Origin of the sequence: Rufibacter sp. DG15C (assembly GCF_001577755.1) — a bacterium.
In the GTDB taxonomy this organism is placed as follows: Bacteria; Bacteroidota; Bacteroidia; order Cytophagales; family Hymenobacteraceae; genus Nibribacter.
In genome coordinates, this window is the sequence record NZ_CP010776.1 from 3,770,643 (window position 1) to 3,788,484 (window position 17,842).

Annotated in this window: 18 protein-coding genes; 4 read left to right on the plus strand and 14 right to left on the minus strand. The window is 38.1% G+C overall.

Annotation, left to right across the window (positions count from 1 at the left end):
* Window positions 1-2: 2 nt before the first annotated feature.
* From TH61_RS16175 to TH61_RS16190, 4 genes are all read left to right on the plus strand, one after another.
* The gene (locus TH61_RS16175) at window positions 3-1,364 is read left to right on the plus strand and encodes an ABC transporter permease (protein WP_066511582.1); all 1,362 of its coding nucleotides are present in this window, start codon (window positions 3-5) and stop codon (window positions 1,362-1,364) included.
* A complete protein-coding gene (locus TH61_RS16180; protein ID WP_066511583.1) occupies window positions 1,364-2,407 on the plus strand; it encodes an ABC transporter permease in 1,044 nt (347 codons plus the stop codon). The genes TH61_RS16175 and TH61_RS16180 overlap by 1 nt, the downstream gene beginning before the upstream one ends.
* A 605-nt stretch (window positions 2,408-3,012) precedes the next feature.
* Entirely contained in the window at window positions 3,013-4,425 is a 1,413-nt protein-coding gene (locus TH61_RS16185) for a phage integrase SAM-like domain-containing protein (protein ID WP_066511584.1), read from the plus strand.
* Between the two features lie 11 nt (window positions 4,426-4,436).
* Window positions 4,437-4,985, plus strand: coding sequence for a helix-turn-helix domain-containing protein (locus TH61_RS16190; protein ID WP_066511586.1), 549 nt, complete (start codon window positions 4,437-4,439; stop codon window positions 4,983-4,985).
* A 20-nt stretch (window positions 4,986-5,005) separates the two neighbouring features.
* Here the strand turns inward: TH61_RS16190 and TH61_RS16195 are convergent, their stop codons facing one another.
* From TH61_RS16195 to TH61_RS16260, 14 genes are all read right to left on the minus strand, one after another.
* Window positions 5,006-5,515, minus strand: coding sequence for a hypothetical protein (locus tag TH61_RS16195; RefSeq protein ID WP_066511588.1), 510 nt, complete (start codon window positions 5,513-5,515; stop codon window positions 5,006-5,008).
* A gap of 178 nt (window positions 5,516-5,693) precedes the next feature.
* Window positions 5,694-6,329 (minus strand): hypothetical protein, encoded by a 636-nt coding sequence (locus TH61_RS16200; protein ID WP_071887863.1) that lies wholly within the window; start codon window positions 6,327-6,329, stop codon window positions 5,694-5,696.
* A gap of 27 nt (window positions 6,330-6,356) precedes the next feature.
* Window positions 6,357-7,118, minus strand: a complete 762-nt coding sequence (locus TH61_RS16205; RefSeq protein ID WP_066511590.1) for a GIY-YIG nuclease family protein — start codon at window positions 7,116-7,118, stop codon at window positions 6,357-6,359.
* Window positions 7,119-7,177: 59 nt separating this feature from the next.
* Entirely contained in the window at window positions 7,178-7,681 is a 504-nt protein-coding gene (locus tag TH61_RS16210) for a hypothetical protein (protein WP_066511592.1), read from the minus strand.
* A 108-nt stretch (window positions 7,682-7,789) separates the two neighbouring features.
* Window positions 7,790-8,137, minus strand: coding sequence for a hypothetical protein (locus tag TH61_RS16215; protein ID WP_066511595.1), 348 nt, complete (start codon window positions 8,135-8,137; stop codon window positions 7,790-7,792).
* 53 nt (window positions 8,138-8,190) lie between these two features.
* Window positions 8,191-9,369, minus strand: a complete 1,179-nt coding sequence (locus TH61_RS16220) for a type I restriction enzyme HsdR N-terminal domain-containing protein (RefSeq protein WP_066511597.1) — start codon at window positions 9,367-9,369, stop codon at window positions 8,191-8,193.
* A gap of 159 nt (window positions 9,370-9,528) precedes the next feature.
* On the minus strand, window positions 9,529-10,146 hold the full coding sequence (locus tag TH61_RS16225) for a hypothetical protein (protein WP_066511599.1): 618 nt from the start codon (window positions 10,144-10,146) through the stop codon (window positions 9,529-9,531).
* A 115-nt stretch (window positions 10,147-10,261) separates the two neighbouring features.
* Entirely contained in the window at window positions 10,262-11,002 is a 741-nt protein-coding gene (locus TH61_RS16230; RefSeq protein WP_066511600.1) for a hypothetical protein, read from the minus strand.
* A 231-nt stretch (window positions 11,003-11,233) separates the two neighbouring features.
* Window positions 11,234-11,686, minus strand: coding sequence for a hypothetical protein (locus TH61_RS16235; RefSeq protein WP_066511602.1), 453 nt, complete (start codon window positions 11,684-11,686; stop codon window positions 11,234-11,236).
* Between the two features lie 3 nt (window positions 11,687-11,689).
* Window positions 11,690-14,710, minus strand: coding sequence for a cold-shock protein (locus tag TH61_RS16240; protein ID WP_066511604.1), 3,021 nt, complete (start codon window positions 14,708-14,710; stop codon window positions 11,690-11,692).
* Window positions 14,711-14,833: 123 nt separating this feature from the next.
* The gene (locus tag TH61_RS16245; RefSeq protein WP_066511606.1) at window positions 14,834-15,448 is read right to left on the minus strand and encodes a toxin-antitoxin system YwqK family antitoxin; all 615 of its coding nucleotides are present in this window, start codon (window positions 15,446-15,448) and stop codon (window positions 14,834-14,836) included.
* Between the two features lie 126 nt (window positions 15,449-15,574).
* Window positions 15,575-15,892: a M23 family metallopeptidase gene (locus TH61_RS18510; RefSeq protein ID WP_197464148.1), complete on the minus strand. Its 318-nt coding sequence runs from the start codon at window positions 15,890-15,892 to the stop codon at window positions 15,575-15,577.
* 333 nt (window positions 15,893-16,225) lie between these two features.
* The gene (locus TH61_RS16255) at window positions 16,226-16,948 is read right to left on the minus strand and encodes a hypothetical protein (RefSeq protein ID WP_066511612.1); all 723 of its coding nucleotides are present in this window, start codon (window positions 16,946-16,948) and stop codon (window positions 16,226-16,228) included.
* 152 nt (window positions 16,949-17,100) lie between these two features.
* A complete protein-coding gene (locus TH61_RS16260; protein ID WP_157600743.1) occupies window positions 17,101-17,784 on the minus strand; it encodes a hypothetical protein in 684 nt (227 codons plus the stop codon).
* Window positions 17,785-17,842: the final 58 nt, after the last annotated feature.

Consider the following 17,842-nt stretch of genomic DNA (forward strand, 5'->3'; position numbering starts at 1 on the left):
GCATGCCTCTGAAGCGTCTGTTCCTAAAGCTTGCTGGACTGGCACTAGCCATTTGGGGAACCGTCACTGCGCTATTCTTTTTAAGCCAGCTGGTGCCCGCCTTTCATTCTCCTAAAGGGATGTCAGAGGTAGATGCTGCGGTTTATGGAAATTCATCTTCTTTAATAAGGCAACAGGTTAAAGACCAATATCAACAAAGGATGGGCTACCACCTACCCTTGTTTTACTTTAGCATAAAGCCCTATGGAATAGAAAAAGGGGAACAATTACATCAACATCAACCTACTACCCTTATTCCATTTAGCGGCAAGGCCACATTATGGCATGGTGAAAAAGCGACAGACAATTTCTTGAAGGAATGGAGGCTAGCCACTCCAGAAATAAGCGCCTTACCTCAAGGAAGGGTGAAAATTAAAGAGTTATCACAACTATTAAATGGATGGGTTAACAGTCAAACTCCATCAAAAAAGAGAGAATTAGAAGCCCAGTTTTTGCTTAATTCCCAGAAAACAGGCCAAAAACGATTGACTTCTTTAGCTAAGGCCTGGCAGGATCTTCTTGCTGATTCATCTCCTGTCTGGTATTATCTACCCATTCTGCATTGGGAAGGCTCCAACAACCAATACAACAGATGGATAAAGGAAATATTCTCTGGTGACCTTGGAATCTCAGCCAAGGACTACAGACCTGTCACTGATAAAGTCTTGGAATCCCTACAAGTGTCGGCTGCCATTGGATTGCCTGGTTTGGCTATCGCCATCTTATTTTCTTTGGGAGTAGGATTTTGGTTGAGTATACCCAAGAAAACTATTCTAAAAAGTAGCGTTACTCAGCTCTTGTATGTCTTGGACAGCTTGCCCGGTTTTATGATAACCTTAGGATTTTTTGCATTGTATCTTACTCTAGGAGGGGATTTGTCTTCCAACTACATGGGAGAGTCGCTGGCATTTTCGGGGGTTACAAGCTTAGGGAGTTTCTGCGTAGCCATGTTTCTACTACCCTACCTCACGCTGTTTTTTCATCAAAGCATCCTTCAAGAACAGAGTAAACTGTATTTAAGAACAGCTTTGGCGAAGGGACTGTCCTATCATGAGGTCCTACTCATCCACGCAATTCCTAATGCCATTGCTTCTGCTGTTGTAGTGGTGGCAGATATTCTGGCAAGTCTAATAGCGGGGGTTCTCATAGTAGAAGTTACCTTTTCTTTACCAGGCACAGGTAGTCTGTTAGCGCAGTCCTTGTTGACGCAGGATTTTCCCACAGTGATAGGGCTCACTGTATTCCTACTTGTGTTCAGAACAGTTCTTATGTGGTTGGCAGATATTACCAATGCCCTGCTAGATCCTAGAAAGCGAACTATATAATGGCAATTACCTTATCCAAAGCTCCAATGAAAGCGAAGAAGTCATGGCCATTATTATTGGCTATTGCTTGGATGAGTGCCTCCACGTTAATTGCCATCAGCCCCATTCCACCTAACTCCCTAAACGCGCATCCAGAAAAAGCATTTTTATACCCTTTTCAAAACTCACTGAATTGGTTAGGGACAGACCAGCTAGGAAGAGATCTTTTGTGGTATCTATTTGCAAGCGCTAAGACGGCTTGGATGCTAACTTTCCCGCCGTTGATAGGGGCCACAGTCATTGGGTTACTGATTGGAAGCCTTTCGGCTTACTTCGCTAAAAAACCTTTGCGTATCCGGATTACTTCCCTGCTTTTACTTATTGTAACTAGCATATTTATAATCACACTCATCTACATTCAAATTAATTGGATAGTGACTTCACCCTTAGGTCCAACTTCCTTTTGGTTAATGGCAGCAAGCATGTTGTTGATACTATTTAGTGTCTACCAATTAATTAGAAAATACCACACTAAACAAGATTCCAGGAACAGCTTAGATATTCCCGTAGATGATTTCTTACAGAGAATAATGGACCTTTGGACCACCTTCCCTAAACTGTTGCTACTATTGTTGTTGTCTGCCTTGGCTGCACCTTCCTTGTGGAGTATGGGATTCTGGATTTTGGTAACTTATTGGGTACTACCGGCCCGCCTATCAAGAGCCCAAATACTGCAAATTAGTAACGAACCTTTCTTTGAAGCCGGCCGAGCATTGGGTCTTCCTAAATCACGATTGTTGCTCCAGTACCTTTGGCCATCTATGAAAAGGCCGTTAATCACCAACTTTTGTTTTAACGCTTCTGGCTTGCTAGGCATTGGGTCTACGTTAGCATTCATAGGGATAGGGCTTCCGGCAGATGTACCTTCATGGGGCAAGATGTTTGCCTTAAGCAGATATTCTCTGGAAAGCTGGTGGCTTTTACTATTTCCAGCTATTCTTTTGATCGGTTCTATTTTAAGCCTTCAAACTCTTGGGGCTAATTATTCAAAAACCAAAGTCTAAGCTCCGTTACAGATCATAAATCATTTCCTTACAACTCAATTCATAACTAAGCCTTTAAGGCATGTTTACTTTATAAAGTGCAGAGGCTTGTATGTTTTATCCAAGTTATAATTTTCACATTGTTTCCTTTTTCCCAGATCAAGGCCTCCTTACTTTTGTAACAGTACAAAGCACGAACTTTAAGTGAAACGCTTTGCACCGAAGAATCAATAAAGGGTCACATTAAGCACTAGCGTCTACCCCCGGGCAAAAGTGTTTTATCCTGATTTAGTTTTTTGTTGTTTGTCTGTCTGCCTGCCGTCTTGTCAACGGCAGGCAATTTTTTTACCACGGTCAAAGGATGCCTAGCATTTGAATGAAATCGTTTGAATAAAAAAGAGCCTTGCACCAATTAAGTTGCAAGGCTCTTTTTTTATTCTGCGGAGAGGGAGGTACTGCATTTTAACAACAACCAGTAACAATACAAACCAGATGTATTTATTCACATAACTGATTTTCAATCACTTACGAATTACGCTATGTTATATTCACTCACAAGTCTAAACAACTTATCACATGTTATTTTGACTAAATATTGACTATCTTGACGAAATTTAGACGAAGATATGGCACGTGTCGGTGAACACACATCACTTATAGTAGTAAAAGAAGGAGATAAAAATCACATCAAAGTATATTACTCAAGAAAGGGAGTCAGCAGGTTCAAAACCAATGTTTACGTTAAAGATAAATCTACCTTTCTGAAAGATAATGAACTTAGGAAGAGCAATGCTATTAACCCACTAAGCTTCCAAGATGATAAAAAGAAAATTTACGATTTCCAGTTAAAGATTGAGGAAATCATAGAAGAATTTGAAAAGGAACATCTTCAGAAGCCTACCAAAGTTCAGCTTGACTCACTTTTATTAAATTATAAAGATAAAAAACAAAGAGTCTACACTTTTATTGGGGATTATCTCTCAGAATATGCCCTTACATACCAAAAGAAAGATGAAAGGAATGAGAAATCATTGTATTTAGCTTTCAGTTCTGCACTATTTCAATTCTTCACCTACAAAAATAGAAAATATTACTTTACTGAGATAAACAGGAAGTTCATTGAGGAATTCATTGATTACCTTTTGTTTCTAAAACCAAAAAGAGAGTCTAATTCCCAGGCAGGCGAAACACCACTGCACGAATTAGGCAAATCAGTGAAGTTTGATGCTCGTTTTGGTATGAACAACAATACATTGCTTAAAAGGATTGACACCTTCAGGTCTTTTATTATTTGGGCGATGAGAGAAAAACATGTCAGCCTTGACTACCCCAAAATCATAGAATCATTTAAGTCAGTTATTAAAGAAAAGAACATAGGAGAATACAGCAACATTGAATTTGCTTTCAGAAGGATGGTAGATGTTAGAAAGCTTGGTTCTGAGGAATTTGAATCTATGATAAAAGACGCTTCCTATCAAGAACTAAACAATGGCAGTATTAAGGAAAGAGGCGTTGGAAGAGACATACTTATAAGAGCGAAAGATTTTTTCCTAATAAGCATCCTTACTGGAAATAGGCTCTCAGATTTAAAAGCCATAAAAGAACACCATGTATTCTTGGGCAAACAAACAGCCAAGAAAACAAAAAACCAATTTCTCTTAAATTCTAATGCATCAGCTATACAGCTTCTTGAAAAACACAAATACGACATTAAAATGCCAGACAGTAAGTATAACAAGTGCATTAAAGTAGTTATGAAACAGTTTTATCATAACCTACTTAAAGAAAAAGACAAAATGGTTGTTCAAATTGAAAGACGAGGCAATCATGAACAAGTCGAATATGTTGAATATTACACACTTGCGTCAAGCCATAGTGGCAGAAGGTCGTTCGCTACAATTGCGTACCATGAAAGTGGTAAAACAAAAAGGGCTATTATGCAATTTACTGGACATACCAGTGAAAAAGAGTTTGATAAGTATATCCAACTTGAACCAGAACAAGACAAGGAAGACTTTGCCACACTCATGACTCTTTAAGTTTTACAATAATGGATAAAAAAGAAATCTTAACGGAGCTATTAGAAAACTACAGTATCCAAAAGTCAGACGCTATCACCTTTTTAAACAACCGAATTGGGGTGGCAATAGACAAGGTCAAGATGCTTGAACTTGTATCTACCAATATAGATAAGCTTTCTATTCTGTGTGGTGATTTAAAACTTGAAATTAGACTGCACGAATCTAACCCTTTGTTCATTACTAATAATAAACAGTTCTATACAACCTCAGAAGCCGCCAAAGTACTCAATGTCTCACCTACTAAGGTTAGAGATTTGATAAATAGCGAAATTCTTTCTACTAAAAAGATAAACCAAAGGAATTGGCAAATACCGTCTTGGAGCCTGGAAGCTTATAAGAGCGATTTAATGAGTTTCCTTTCCGTTACCGAAGAAATTAAAGATTATGATGTTCTGGACATCCTAGACTCTGAGAACCATTTACTTATTTCACTAATCTCAATGGAAGGTATTCATACAATTTATGAATATGAGACAAGATTAAAGAGAACAATAAGCAATATCTATAATGAATTATAGAGTACTTTTAATTACAATCCCTAAAACTCACCTTCATAATTACTTTTTACTTTATTCATACCCCAAATGGTGATTGTACCTTCATAATTCGTTTGGTCTAGGCTAAATTGCAAGCCTACCAACTTACCATTCCAGACATTGACAACCTCATCTTTTAGATATGAAGGTCTATTACTGTCCAAGGCCGTATTTTTTGCCTTGCCGTAAACTGTCTCTAAGGCTTTCAAAACTTCATCGTAATCATCTGAATCCATTTTTAAAAACCTTACATTGATTCCAGTGAGTTTGTTTTTTACGAACACTAAATCAACTGATGCAGGATGTCCAACTACCTGAATTTTTTCTTTTACACCGTAATGTTTAGTTGAGCTATTAATTCCACTTGCATTAGAAGAAATCTCTTTTGCATAAAGAGAATAATCTGCTCCAATTTTGTAATGCCTAAACCCATTTTTTTTATCGATAACAGATTGGGCAAATAAGGTAACTGTTAAAAACTGTAAAAATGCAATTAGTAGTAATTTCTTCATTTTATAAAGTATTGATAATCTGTTAATAAAAATGTGTATTCAAATCATTTACCCAGACCTAGTTTTATAAAGCGTATTATCTTTAAAAGGATTAAACTAGGTTTATCTTTATTAAGTTCAACTTGACGATAGGCAAAGGAAATTAATAGTTTATGCGTTTAAAAAAGGCAATCTAGTTTTAATCTTTATTTTTTTGCTTCAACTTATCCTTCTCCCTGATTTCCTGTTCAAGTTCATTATATAAAACAGACTTGGTCAATCTGCGCAGTGAATTCAATGTAATGGAGTGTTGGCTCCTTTTATAATTATTCAATTCTTCCGTGGCCAGTACATAGAACTCCCACTGGTCCATATTCAATGGGTTTACCGTCTGCTTATCTACATGGTGCAACAAGCAGAAGACGTATACATCGGCACTGCGAACAGCCACGTTTGAGCGTCTGTCTATCTCCCAGTCCCAAGGCTTTGAAAGCTTTGTGCTGAAGGATATCTTAGAGAGGCTGTTCTGCTCCCATGACTGAAGGTACGCTGCGGACTTCACCTCAACCTTTACCCCTTCAGGTGTTTCCAAATCATAGGCACCCCATTCATCCCGCACCTGCTTTATATCAATGTTTGTTGCGGTTGCCACGATGAATTCGGCCAGACGTCCTCTGGTTGCATTGCTTAGTATGTCTGAAACGCTCCATCTCCAAAAGTTAAGAAGCGAGTAATTCTGCTCTTGGCCACAGCTAGTCAGCTTTTCCTCGCCAGATTTAAGTGTTGTCTCAGCTTTACCTAATGAATCTGAAATGTATACTCTTTCAAGTGGCATAAAATGACGGAATATGTAATGGTGCCATCAATGTAGGCGAAACGTATAGGCATCTATAATATCTACACGAATGGTGTCATTTTCACGGTAGTTATCTTGAAACCATGCTCTTAATGCCTTATTTCCATCAACCCTTGCCTGTCGCTTGTTCGAGTCTGCGAAATGGAATCTACCTTGAATGAAGAAATCGGCATCCTCGCCTAAAAACAAAGTAACGTAAGCATTTTCATCAGGCAAATGGTCCAAATCAGCAATTCTGAAGTTAAACCTGCCTTTGGTAAAGTACTCTGGTCCAAGGGTGATTTCAACTGACCTGGCTTCTTCCATCATGTGTAGATTATTTTCCACTAAGGTCTCGCTCTCTATTGGAGGCATCTGTTGTTCCAATATTCTGTTCGTACCTCTATAATTCCATTGCGGTTGTATTCGTGCAATCAGGGCATCTTCTAACCCAGATGCTAGACTCAACCTATATCCCATATAATCAGATTCATTGGAACCAACTAACGCTAGAATCATAACATCCTGCCCCGATTCTAGCAATCTGACAATATTATTCCTTATTCGGATATTAGTCCTTTGAGTACCACTTGCATTCTTGTAGCCTCTCATTCGGTTCTTTAGCTTATCTGCAGTCTTACCGATATACATCACCTGTGTCACATTAACGAAGGCATAAAGTAGGTCCCTGTGGTTATGACGTTCAAAAGGTATGCTATGAGTAAGAGACCCATGATTGAGATTCCAATCACCTATTTCTTCAAAACCAATATCTAATAGACGCTGCATAAATGGTCTAATTTTTATCTCTAAGAGAAACAGATTTATTTACCATTTTGATGGAGTAGTTATAGTTCTTGAGTTTTTTTGAACTCGTAATAGTAAATTCCTAAACCATCTAATCCTGTTCCATCCTTTTGGGTTGTAAAAACAGCACTCATTGTTTCAAATCCTTCTGGGTAATCACTCAATCCATCATTCCACAATGTTAAAAAATCCATTTTGATGATTTCACTGATATCCTGAGGGTGTGCATTTATAAACCTTCTTGCATCGGTAAGGATAAACTGCCTGTTTCTTCCTTCTTCAAATGCCAAAGGAATGATTGTAGTATCTTCAAGTTCCCCATTTGGAAATTCCAAAGCACATTCATATAACTTGCCCTGCTCAAGAGTAAAAAAAGGCTCTTTTAGTTTTATAAGCCTTTCATACTCTTTTTTATCATTACTTAAATTCGGCTCTTTCTTTAAGTTTTCATCCCATTCAGAGCCACAGTCGGGGCATTCATAATACCTACCATTGAAATAGGCATTTTCTTCATGGCATTCAGGGCAATCTACTGTAAGTGACATATGGTTTTTATAACTTTATTAATTAAAACTTAAACTAGATTAAAATGACCTCCAAAAACAAGTTATCAACTTGAGGTTATAATAAAATATGTAAATTTAAAATCACTTTCAGTTCAAGTGAGGCAGTCCATCTTCATCATCAATAAGCCCAATCATCTCAAGATAGATGAACTCCTTCTCAAAAATCTCTTCTAACTCGTCTTCTCTGATGACGATACCGATGTCCTTGCATTTCCGAAGAACAAAAGCCGTTATTTCCTCTGTGTCCAAGGTCACGGGGTAGTTGCTGATTGACTTTTTCTCACTGGCCACACCTACCAGTTTCTGGTACTCAAACTCTAAGTCCAGAATTTTGATGATGTCGGCCACAGGAAACTTTATCTGCATCAGCCTTCCAAGGTTTTCATAAACCACCTCCGCTGCGTCTTCTACTATGTAATGTATTTCCTCGTCCATATAAATCTCTATTAATTTCCTAGCCCCTTAACGATACCTAAAACAGTGTAACCTTACTGTGTCCTCCTAAACCTGTCACGTAGAAGGGCATAGTCAATGACGTTTGAAATGAACTCATTTACTTCCTGACTTGACCAAGTAAAGGATTTGGAGTTATCCAGGCTACCTAGAAACACCTTGTTGTCTCTGATTAAGCTCGGCTTCTCATGTTGGATAAAATCAATCACGCTCTGGTTTTTCACCCTGCCCTTTTTCCCAACGGTCAACGTACCATCGTGCCAGATGGAAAACATTCCACCTTCAATTTTAATATACCTGTCAAGCGCAAGTTCTAACGAGAGGTGGCTCTTGTCAAAGTCATCAACTGCCACTAATAGCAAGGTATGCCCTTTCGAGTTGCCATATTTAGGATGATTCGTTGTCTTAATCCTACCCATTAAACTCATGCTAACAATCTGGCTGTCCCCTGCATCGTCTGTGACTAGGACGGAACGGTACTCACCCGTGAATCCCCCGCCTGATGCATTGCCGAAGGTCGTAAATCTGATGAGGCAATCCTTGTTAAATGTAACTGTGCCAACATTCAAAGATGAAATCTCTTCCTTTTCCTCATAAAACAACCCGATGAGGTTTGCAAAGAAAGAATGCAACTCTGTTCTGCTGTCTTCCCCGAAATTATCAAGTACGCTTTTGAAAGCCTTGCTTTCTGGCTCCAAATGATTCGGTCTTACCCAGTTTAGATTTACCACTTCTTTTGGATTGAAATAGTCTAATTCAATTAAATCAGCATAACTCGGTATCAGGTTGATTTCAACATATTCATTTTCTTTGTCGTCCCACTGCAGGGCTACTGTTTCATTGCCATTAGTAACCACTGTCACTTTCGGTGCCAATACATCGTCATAACTCAACGCTTGCTCAAACACGGACTCAGTCAAGGGGACATTAGGCTCTTTACACTCCACCAACAACAGTGAGTGATAGTTATCGTCTACCTTGTTCTTACCCAAAACAAGTATATCAACTCTACCTTTAAGAGACTTATCGAAGGCTGACAATGGAAACTCCACACGAATCATCTCTTCTGGATAGCCATACCTGTCAATAAGTTCGGTGACGAATTTTTGCCTAACCTTTTCCTCAGGGGTAGCGATAATTAGTTTTTTCCTATTAACGCAAAGCAAGCAGTCCTTACCATTTTTGCGAAGAGGATTTAATTTTGAAGAGTCCATGAAGATTAGAAATAGATGTTTGGCTATATCACAGCCTGCCCAGGCTTTGCCGAAGGATGGCTTTAAAGTCTAGCATCTTAGTTTATTAAAGATAAGCTTTTCACTTTATTGTAGTTTGAAGTAGTTAATTCCCGCTTCCTAATATAAAAGCCTCAATGATTAGCTTTTTTTATAGAACTCCTTGAATGCAAATTCCGATGACAAACTCACCGAAAGGATATCAACCTCACTGCATCTTATGTGAAAGTATCCTGGTCTAGCGATTGTGTTAATTGGAAGCGTCAGTGTGTAAGACTTCAGGTCCTTGGCATGTACAAACTCAACCACTTGATAATAGTCGTGATTTACAGAGTTTGAGGCATACACCATATTGTCTCGGACTTTTAAGAATATCCCTGGAATATTAGAAGCACCCATTATATCATTTATCGCCTCTAACCTATTTTCCATCAGCCATATTTCCTTTTCTAGCAAACCATAGGTTCCCACAGATAGGTTCTGAACCTGGGATGCTGTTACGTTGATAAGTGATTTGTATCCATCCCTGTTTACTTGGATGGTGCCATCGCTCTTGACATTCCAAACTCTTCCTTCCTGTGTAGACCCATCATAGTCATAGGTTATTATAACTCTTGAGCCTACCTCAATTTTACTTTTTTCACCTAACGCTATCCGTTCAAAGGTGTCCTTTATGGCTTCAAGACGATGCTCAATCTCATGCCTCTCGGAAGTAAGGGTTGAGCGGAAATCAACTTTAAGCTCTGCACTACTTATCATAAAACTTTAATAAAAGCAACAACGCTGCATTGAGGGCATTTATCCTCTTCCGTATTTTTGATTAGTCAAAATACAAAAGTGAATGTCTTTATTTATGCCTTTTAAATGTATACAATTATCTACCTGACCAATTATCTATATCGTCTGAACTGCCACGAAAATCACCATAGTCGCCCAATTGTCCATCAGTCATTGCATTAAAATAATCTCTGTTTGAATCGGCAGAAGAAGTAAAATCATTGTCATAACTCTGGCTCTCTTCTGTCAGCGAATCATATTTCTGGGAGTTCTTGTGTAAGACACTTACTGGGAATTGGTATGGCTCTGAAATGAAAATAGGGCGATAGGTATAGATGTCCTCAATCTTAAACATAACCTCCATTTCCTTGAATCTGAAGACAGGCATCGTTTGAAGCTCTTCCAAGGCAGATGGCTCAACGAAGAACCATTCAATCGTGTTAATACACCAGGCTATGTACTCTGGCTTTCCTCCGCATATCAGCACCCTATCCCAACCGTTTTCATCTTTTTTCATGCCGACAAAATCACCAATGAAGGTATTACCCGCCTCACGTCTCAAAAAATTAGAATCATATACGAACAAGTAGGCTATATCCCTCTGATAGTTACGGTATGGTTCCTTATCAATCGAAGTTGCTCTAATCAAAGTATCGCTCACCTCAAAACTCAGTAATTCCCCAATCATGCTTGCGGGGCTTACGGAATAGTCGTTGGATAGCTTTTCTCTCAGGAATTGCTCAACAAAATTTCTATCTAGCTTATTATTGCCCTGGTATACATCCCTTAAAGTAAGCCCTTGGTACTTACCGAAGGTAAACTTGTCATCTATATCCATATGTTAATCTAAACCTTAGTGGTGATACCGAGCTTCATGGCAAAAGCGTGCGTCAAAATCCTTATCAGGGTGAAGGGAGAAGAGCGACTCGAAAAAATTAGGGTAAAATTTTTCATTAAACAATGCGAAGTGAGGTTTCCTTTATTTCAGGTAAAGACTGCCCCTTAAATCTTCAATTACACATTCATATGTTGGGCTTGAAAAAGCTAACACCACCTTCTTGGAAAAGAATTATTTTAAAACACTGATAATAAGAGCGATAATGGCTAACACAAAACTAAGCATACTCATGAACCGAAAGATGCCATTGGATTCCACTAACTTTAAAACCTCTGCTTTGAAAGAAGAATCTAATCGTTCAAGATTAGATTGCATGTTTGTGGTTTTTTCTTCGAGCAGTTTTGTATTAGTCTTTTCAAGAATCTTCCTTTCTAATTCACTGATTAACTTCTTATTATCTTCAACCTGCCTTTTAAACCTTTCATTATAGTTAACTATCAATTCTCGGAAGTTGCTTTTGGTTTCTAGCATCTCAACGACCTTTTCATTCATCTCTTCCAAAAGCTTAGATGAACTGCATGCCGCCTCTTTCGCCTCTTCAATGTATGCTACCGCCTTTTTTAACTTGCTTAATTCTTCGGTTAGCTGCTGTTGAATTTCCTGCTCAGTGGTTAAGGATTCCATTTTTTATAATTCAAGACCTTGTAAAAAATAATTATTGAATGATTTCAGAGATTCCAGGAGTGGATTTCGTTTCAAAAATTTAGGCAGTGGCTCTTCCCTGACCTTTATCTGTTGCCCAATACTGAAACCAGTGCTAACATTTCGTCTTGAAGATTCCGCTATTGGCTCTTCTTTCACCTTAATTTGTTGCTCATTACTAAATCCAATTTTAACGTAATCTATGTCAGAGTCCCTAATCTTTTTAGGCGACACTTTGGTTTTAGGTAAATGTGGGATTTTAGGAGAGTGTGGAATTTCTGGAGACCAGTTTTCCAACAGCACTAGTTCATCATCAGATGGAATTGGAATTATAGGCTTACTAAGTGCTTCAGCGAGCTTCTCTTTCCAGTTTTCAAATGAGTAATGCTTCCCTCTTCTTTTCCTTATGGTACCGACAAAGCCTAGGTTTGCCCTAAATACAGGGAGATTAGGGTCTTCTTTATTGCTAATTAAAGCCGACCTGAGTTGGGCGATTGAAACTATGGCGTCAGCTATTTTATGTAGCTTAAAATCAAGGTCAGTGTCGGTGCTTTTGAAAACATAAGTTGCTCTGTCTTCGCTGAAATCACTATTCTCCCACACAATGGCTTTCCCATCTGAGGCATCCAGAGTATAAAGAGTGGTTAGTTCCATGGAATCCACCCCTGAGTTTGTGTCTAGCCTCCTGAAGAAGTTCTTGGGTTCTTGTACATAAATTGGTTCTACCCCTGGCACTTGGTTTTCATTCAGGTAGTCAATTATCAGTTTTCGTGCGCTCCAGTCCTCAGCATATGCCTTGGAGCTATTCCTTCTTTCGCTGAGTGATTCGCCAATTTTTCCAAAAGTCCTTTCGATTTCCCCCGTGTGAATGAATGTAAACAACTCCGTCAAACCCTCAATTTGTATAATGCAGTTATCAGCATTTACCTCAACTCTAATCTGTGATTGATTAAACTGACTTGTTACAGGTACTCGGTTCAAACCTGAACTTGCCATAACCTCTTCCCATTCACTGGTGTAACTACCGTCTTGAGTGCGCAGCCTTAAACTGCCGTTTTCAAAGTAAAAGTTAAAAAGTCTCGCATCATACAGGGTGGAATCCTCATCAGCAGATAAAATTACCGTGCATGGCTCTGTTTCTTGCCTCTCGAATTCTACAACGTCAGTTTGATAGGTGTTATCCTCACCTTGTTTTTTGAAGTCCACCTTTTCTTCAGGTTGAAGTTGGCTAAACTTACTTCTGAAGCCTACATAGTCGTAATAATGTTGCTCAACCCATCCATAAAGCCAGAGCCTTAGATGATGAACTTCATATCTAGGGATAGAATTATAAATTTCTACTGCTAATTCGCCTAAGTCTAATTCTTGAACACAGTTTTCATTTATGAATTTTTCAATTTCATCCAAAAATGAAAAACTATTGAAACCGTTTTCTGAGGGGCTAATTGTAGGAGTTATAAGGGTGTCCCATTCGAAGGAGGTGGCAAAGTCTAGCAGCCCTTGCTGGGTTACTTGAGCGACATCAAGGAGTTGTATAGCGTCAAAACTATCATTGGTTATGGACGGATGGTTGAATAAAAGGACTTTATAAAAGGCATTTATCGACTCATCGGTATTGCTGAAATATTCTACCGCATTGAACTCAATATTTGTCCTTAAAATCCATAGGACGAACTTTTGATAAGCACTGCATCTTTCTCCTAATGCAAGTAAAAGCGGACCATGTTGCTTAGGAAAAGAGTTAGCAAAAATCGAGAGGCGATTTACTATACGTGGAAGCTCCTTTTCAAACTTGGAGGTATTTATACTTAATAGGTAGCCTTCAATAGCTCCCCTGATGGCCTCCGTTACCTTCGGTTTTTTCTTAGATAAGAAGGCTTTTACATTCGTGAGATTGTCTATGTCTAAATTCCCAAGGATAAAATCCTCTGGCGGTGTACCTATATACCCACTAAGCCATAAGCTTATTATCTCTGCCGACTTAAATGTCGAGAGTATATAACCCTTTACAGACTGATAGATTTCTTCGTGTCTGCTCTCTGGGTTACGATGAACGATGTCTAATAAGGTCTTTATGTTATTATTGACTCCGAGGGCTTTGCCTTCAGCTTTAAGGCTTTCAAAATAATTTTCTAGTACCCTGGCTTTGAAGCCTTCATCAAACCGTGTAATCAATGCACGTTTTTTGTCTGCGGAAGCTTTATAAAAGTACCTTTCAATTAGGTTAAGGTCGAATTCATAGATTAAGCCTGTCTCCCAAAGCTGAATCAAATAAACTTCAGAACAGTACTCCTTCAAGATTTGTAAGGTGGCATGGAATCCTAGGTTTTTATATTCTTCTAGTTTCTTGACCAAGCTTAGATAAGAACTATGGTTGTCTACGTAGCCAATCTTTAAAAATTCTAATTTGAACCTTGCACCATGGGAAAGCTTAGGAAACTCTCTTATCCGTTGTTTAATATGGTCTAGGATTGGCTCTAGTTGGCTGTCAACGTATTGCTGTCGCAGGAAAACCAGGTTACTCTCTCTTTGGAGTGAGTAGGCGAACAAAGCAAATAGTTGGTCAGGTGAGTTTGATGACTTCACCTGATGAAAAACTAAATAATCTCCATCCGTTAATGAATCATCAGGATAAAGCATCCTTGATTTAAAGAACAGTACCTTTTTCTCCTGCTGAGGGCTTTCAATGAATCCTTTGTCTCCGTCCCAATTTATTAAGCGTCCTACATACCGCTTGTAGTCAGACAGGGTCCCTCTTTGAGTTATATTTATATTAGTGGCAACGCTTCTATTCTTATACTTGCCTTCTGTAGATTTAGACAAAGTGAAGGTGACTTCATCCAATAGTCTAAACCGCTTTATACCAGTAGGCACTTTGCTTTTATTATGAAAGAATACTGCATCCCCATCGGAGGTTTGAATAAAACCATACCCCCCTCCCCAAAAAATTACTCTGCCTGACCTTTCGGCTTTGTCAACACCGTCTCCCATTTTGAATTTATACATGGGGAAGCTATGTCTCACCCAAAGGTTGTATTATAGTTTTTACAGATACAATATATGAAAACCAATTCTAGGTTAACGAAGGTATAATGTATACCTCACTTAAAAATAAATATGGCAACTATTTCAAACCTCTATGGTAACAACTACTGAGGAAAGTTCTTTTAATACAGACTCTATCCTTTCCCTTTCTAGTTGTTCCTCTTTCAAAATCCTATCAGTCTGTTTCTGCATAATCTTCCACTCTTCAAATAGATTGACTCCTTTGTCGTCAAAGGCGGCTACTACTCGGTCATCTTTGATTATCACATGGTAACCTTTCTTAATGCTTGCCACATTATGTTTTGCCATATCAGAAAAGCTCTCATTGCAGAAGTCGTTTGATATTTTATCATCAAAATCAATTTCTACGTTATTCCACCTGCCTACTTTTTGACCATTAACATAATTTCCTTCCATATACAGCCTGACCCCATCTACATTGGTGCCTTTCTCCTTCCAAAACCCATTCCTCACACCGTTTACATAGTTGCCTTCTTGTATCACATTGCCGCCATCCTGGTATTCTATATATTTTCCATGCCTAATTCCTGCTTTATTCTCTGACCACCTCTCCTTTACCGAAGTCTTGGCACCGTGGGTATTAAAATACCAGGTTCTGACTGGCGGGGTCTGAGCCTGCAGATTGGTAAGGACAAATAATAATAGGAGTAGAGAAGTGAATACTTTGATTGTTTGCATTGAGTAAAAGCTTAGTTAGAATAAGCAGAATAAGTCCTTGGTTGGTAACATAGCCTTTCGGAAACCAGATTGACTTGAATCATTCCTAATCAAAAAAGTCAATCGGGTTTAGATAGAACATTTTTCTCAACCCATGTCTTCCGAGTCAATCCGCAAAGGATTTGGAATGAATGTCATAATCGAGTAATGTAGATGAGGCGGTTTTCCTGCTGCATTTCCGCTTGCTCCAACGGTGCCAATGGCCTTACCCCTATCTGCCCAAGTAAAGGTTGATGTCTTAATGGCGTGCAGATGCGCATAGTAATGCAGCCGCCATTTAGGGCCTAGGATTAAAACCACGTTACCGCCCATTGCGATTTGCCCACAGTAGAGAACAAGGCCGCCTGTAGAGGAACGGATTGTGGTTCCCTTATTAGCAAAAATGTCTACGCCTTTGTGTGTAATGGATTTCCCCCATGGGTAATACCAGAATGACTTTTTATTATAATTCTTTCGGTTGCTCCGTCAACTGGCATAGTGAATTCTTGCGGAAATGCCACACCTGCCAGTATAATGATTAGGATAACTATTCCAATTCTTCTTACTAGCATCATTACTACTCTGTTCATCGGCTCATGGAACCGAGATGAAAACTTTTTTCGTGATTAAATATGAAAAGCCCGTTTGTTCACAACAAAACTTGTGGCATATCTATTTAAATCAACAAGTACATTTTTTGGAGCAGGAAGGCTTACGCATATGCATTTAAAGGGAGTCTTCTTATTTTTATTTGAAAAGTCACATACATGTTTCATATAGCTCACGCTCTATTTTTTTCACAAATTCTATTGAATTATTCTTTACATTACCATATAAATTAGTTCTCATCCACAGATAATTTGAAATCGCATAACTGCAATCAAGGCAAGCGGCTAATTCTTTTTTAATATACAAAGAATCATAAACAGGAGAATCTCTTTTTAATCTCATATCATACCCATTTGTAATAACTTTGTCTACGTTATTAAAATGAGCCACAAGGCCAAACTCAAGAACAGATTCTAACTCTGAATAAGCTGAGTCATCCATTAACCCCCTAATTGTAAACTGCGTATTTTGAATACTTGAATTCCATTTCAAATATATGTCGTCATATCTATTTTTCCTTTCTTTAAGCTCTTCCAATGGGGCATTCCTTTTTAACGAAGAGGCTAGAAGAACAGAAACAGTATATCTTGTATACATCAACTCAGTAATTTCTTTTATTGCTTTTAACCCCTCTTCTCTTTTAACTTTAACTTGTTCAATTTTCTTTTGATTTTCAAGTTGGTATGCACTAATTTTTCCTGTAAGAATTCCTCCTATTCCCCAAGTCAATAAGAACCCAACAAACATAGTAGCTAGTGGATGGCGACTAAGCTTATCTATTTTTGATTGTTTTGGTTCGCCAAACATTTGTCTGACCCTTTGACGTATTTCCTCATCACTAATTATTTCATCTAAATTATCTCGATGAACCATATAACTAATAGATATATTATAAATACTTATTTATGGATAAGAATACTAAGTTCATACCTAATAATTAAATCTAAATTAATTTAAGATTCTAGCACTATCTGGAAAGTATGAAACATATTATACAAGGAAATACAATAACAAATAGCTTAACATTAACTATTATTCTTACTTGTGGCAAAAATAGAATAATCAATAGTCATATTATTAGTCAGGTCTGGAACGTCATCCTTCTTTCTTTCTCCATGAAAGTAATGCTCTGTTCTATTTAAAGACATATAAAGAACACCAATCATATCATCCTTATTCTTTTTTGAAGTTTTTGCAATAATATTTATGGCAAATCTAGCGATTTCCACATAAGCTGAATATGCAGGATTCGTAGCTGCTTTAATTACTGACCCTATGTTTTTTGAAAAACCTTCAAATCCTTCATCATTTATTATATCCTTAACAAGGTCTGAAGTGTCTCTAACATTCCTATCACTTTCGTAAGCTATAAATTGCCAATCAAAGCACTCTGGAATCTCATCTGATTGGTGTAAGACATAACCAGTGTCACCGAAGGTTAACTGATGGTTGTCCTTGACATTTTCAATAGGGGTTAGAATTCGGCTACTTACCACAGAATGAACAGCATCCTTCAAAATACCTTCCTTAACCACCTCTTCATTGGCATTGAGGTACTCTTTCATATCAGGCAAATTCCCTGATTTATTTGTAATAATGAAGCTTATGAGCTTTACCTGCGCTTTTTTCTTCCCGAATACCAAGAGGTTTCTTTCACCTTTGCTATCAAATATTTTGATTTTGTTGATTCTGAAATAGAACATAGACATAAATTTAAAGTGAGTATTATTATTAGGATAAATTATAATTAAAACAATACAAGTCATC

Coding starts and splice junctions, on each gene's coding strand:
- TH61_RS16210 (WP_066511592.1), bottom strand. CDS start 7,681: ATGTCACTTACAGTAGATTGCCCTGAATGCCATGAAGAAAATGCCTAT.
- TH61_RS16245 (WP_066511606.1), bottom strand. CDS start 15,448: ATGCAAACAATCAAAGTATTCACTTCTCTACTCCTATTATTATTTGTC.
- TH61_RS16235 (WP_066511602.1), bottom strand. CDS start 11,686: ATGGAATCCTTAACCACTGAGCAGGAAATTCAACAGCAGCTAACCGAA.
- TH61_RS16220 (WP_066511597.1), bottom strand. CDS start 9,369: ATGGACTCTTCAAAATTAAATCCTCTTCGCAAAAATGGTAAGGACTGC.
- TH61_RS16190 (WP_066511586.1), top strand. CDS start 4,437: ATGGATAAAAAAGAAATCTTAACGGAGCTATTAGAAAACTACAGTATC.
- TH61_RS16180 (WP_066511583.1), top strand. CDS start 1,364: ATGGCAATTACCTTATCCAAAGCTCCAATGAAAGCGAAGAAGTCATGG.
- TH61_RS16175 (WP_066511582.1), top strand. CDS start 3: ATGCCTCTGAAGCGTCTGTTCCTAAAGCTTGCTGGACTGGCACTAGCC.
- TH61_RS16260 (WP_157600743.1), bottom strand. CDS start 17,784: ATGTCTATGTTCTATTTCAGAATCAACAAAATCAAAATATTTGATAGC.
- TH61_RS16200 (WP_071887863.1), bottom strand. CDS start 6,329: ATGCCACTTGAAAGAGTATACATTTCAGATTCATTAGGTAAAGCTGAG.
- TH61_RS16225 (WP_066511599.1), bottom strand. CDS start 10,146: ATGATAAGTAGTGCAGAGCTTAAAGTTGATTTCCGCTCAACCCTTACT.
- TH61_RS16230 (WP_066511600.1), bottom strand. CDS start 11,002: ATGGATATAGATGACAAGTTTACCTTCGGTAAGTACCAAGGGCTTACT.
- TH61_RS16185 (WP_066511584.1), top strand. CDS start 3,013: ATGGCACGTGTCGGTGAACACACATCACTTATAGTAGTAAAAGAAGGA.
- TH61_RS16255 (WP_066511612.1), bottom strand. CDS start 16,948: ATGGTTCATCGAGATAATTTAGATGAAATAATTAGTGATGAGGAAATA.
- TH61_RS16195 (WP_066511588.1), bottom strand. CDS start 5,515: ATGAAGAAATTACTACTAATTGCATTTTTACAGTTTTTAACAGTTACC.
- TH61_RS16205 (WP_066511590.1), bottom strand. CDS start 7,118: ATGCAGCGTCTATTAGATATTGGTTTTGAAGAAATAGGTGATTGGAAT.
- TH61_RS16240 (WP_066511604.1), bottom strand. CDS start 14,710: ATGTATAAATTCAAAATGGGAGACGGTGTTGACAAAGCCGAAAGGTCA.
- TH61_RS16215 (WP_066511595.1), bottom strand. CDS start 8,137: ATGGACGAGGAAATACATTACATAGTAGAAGACGCAGCGGAGGTGGTT.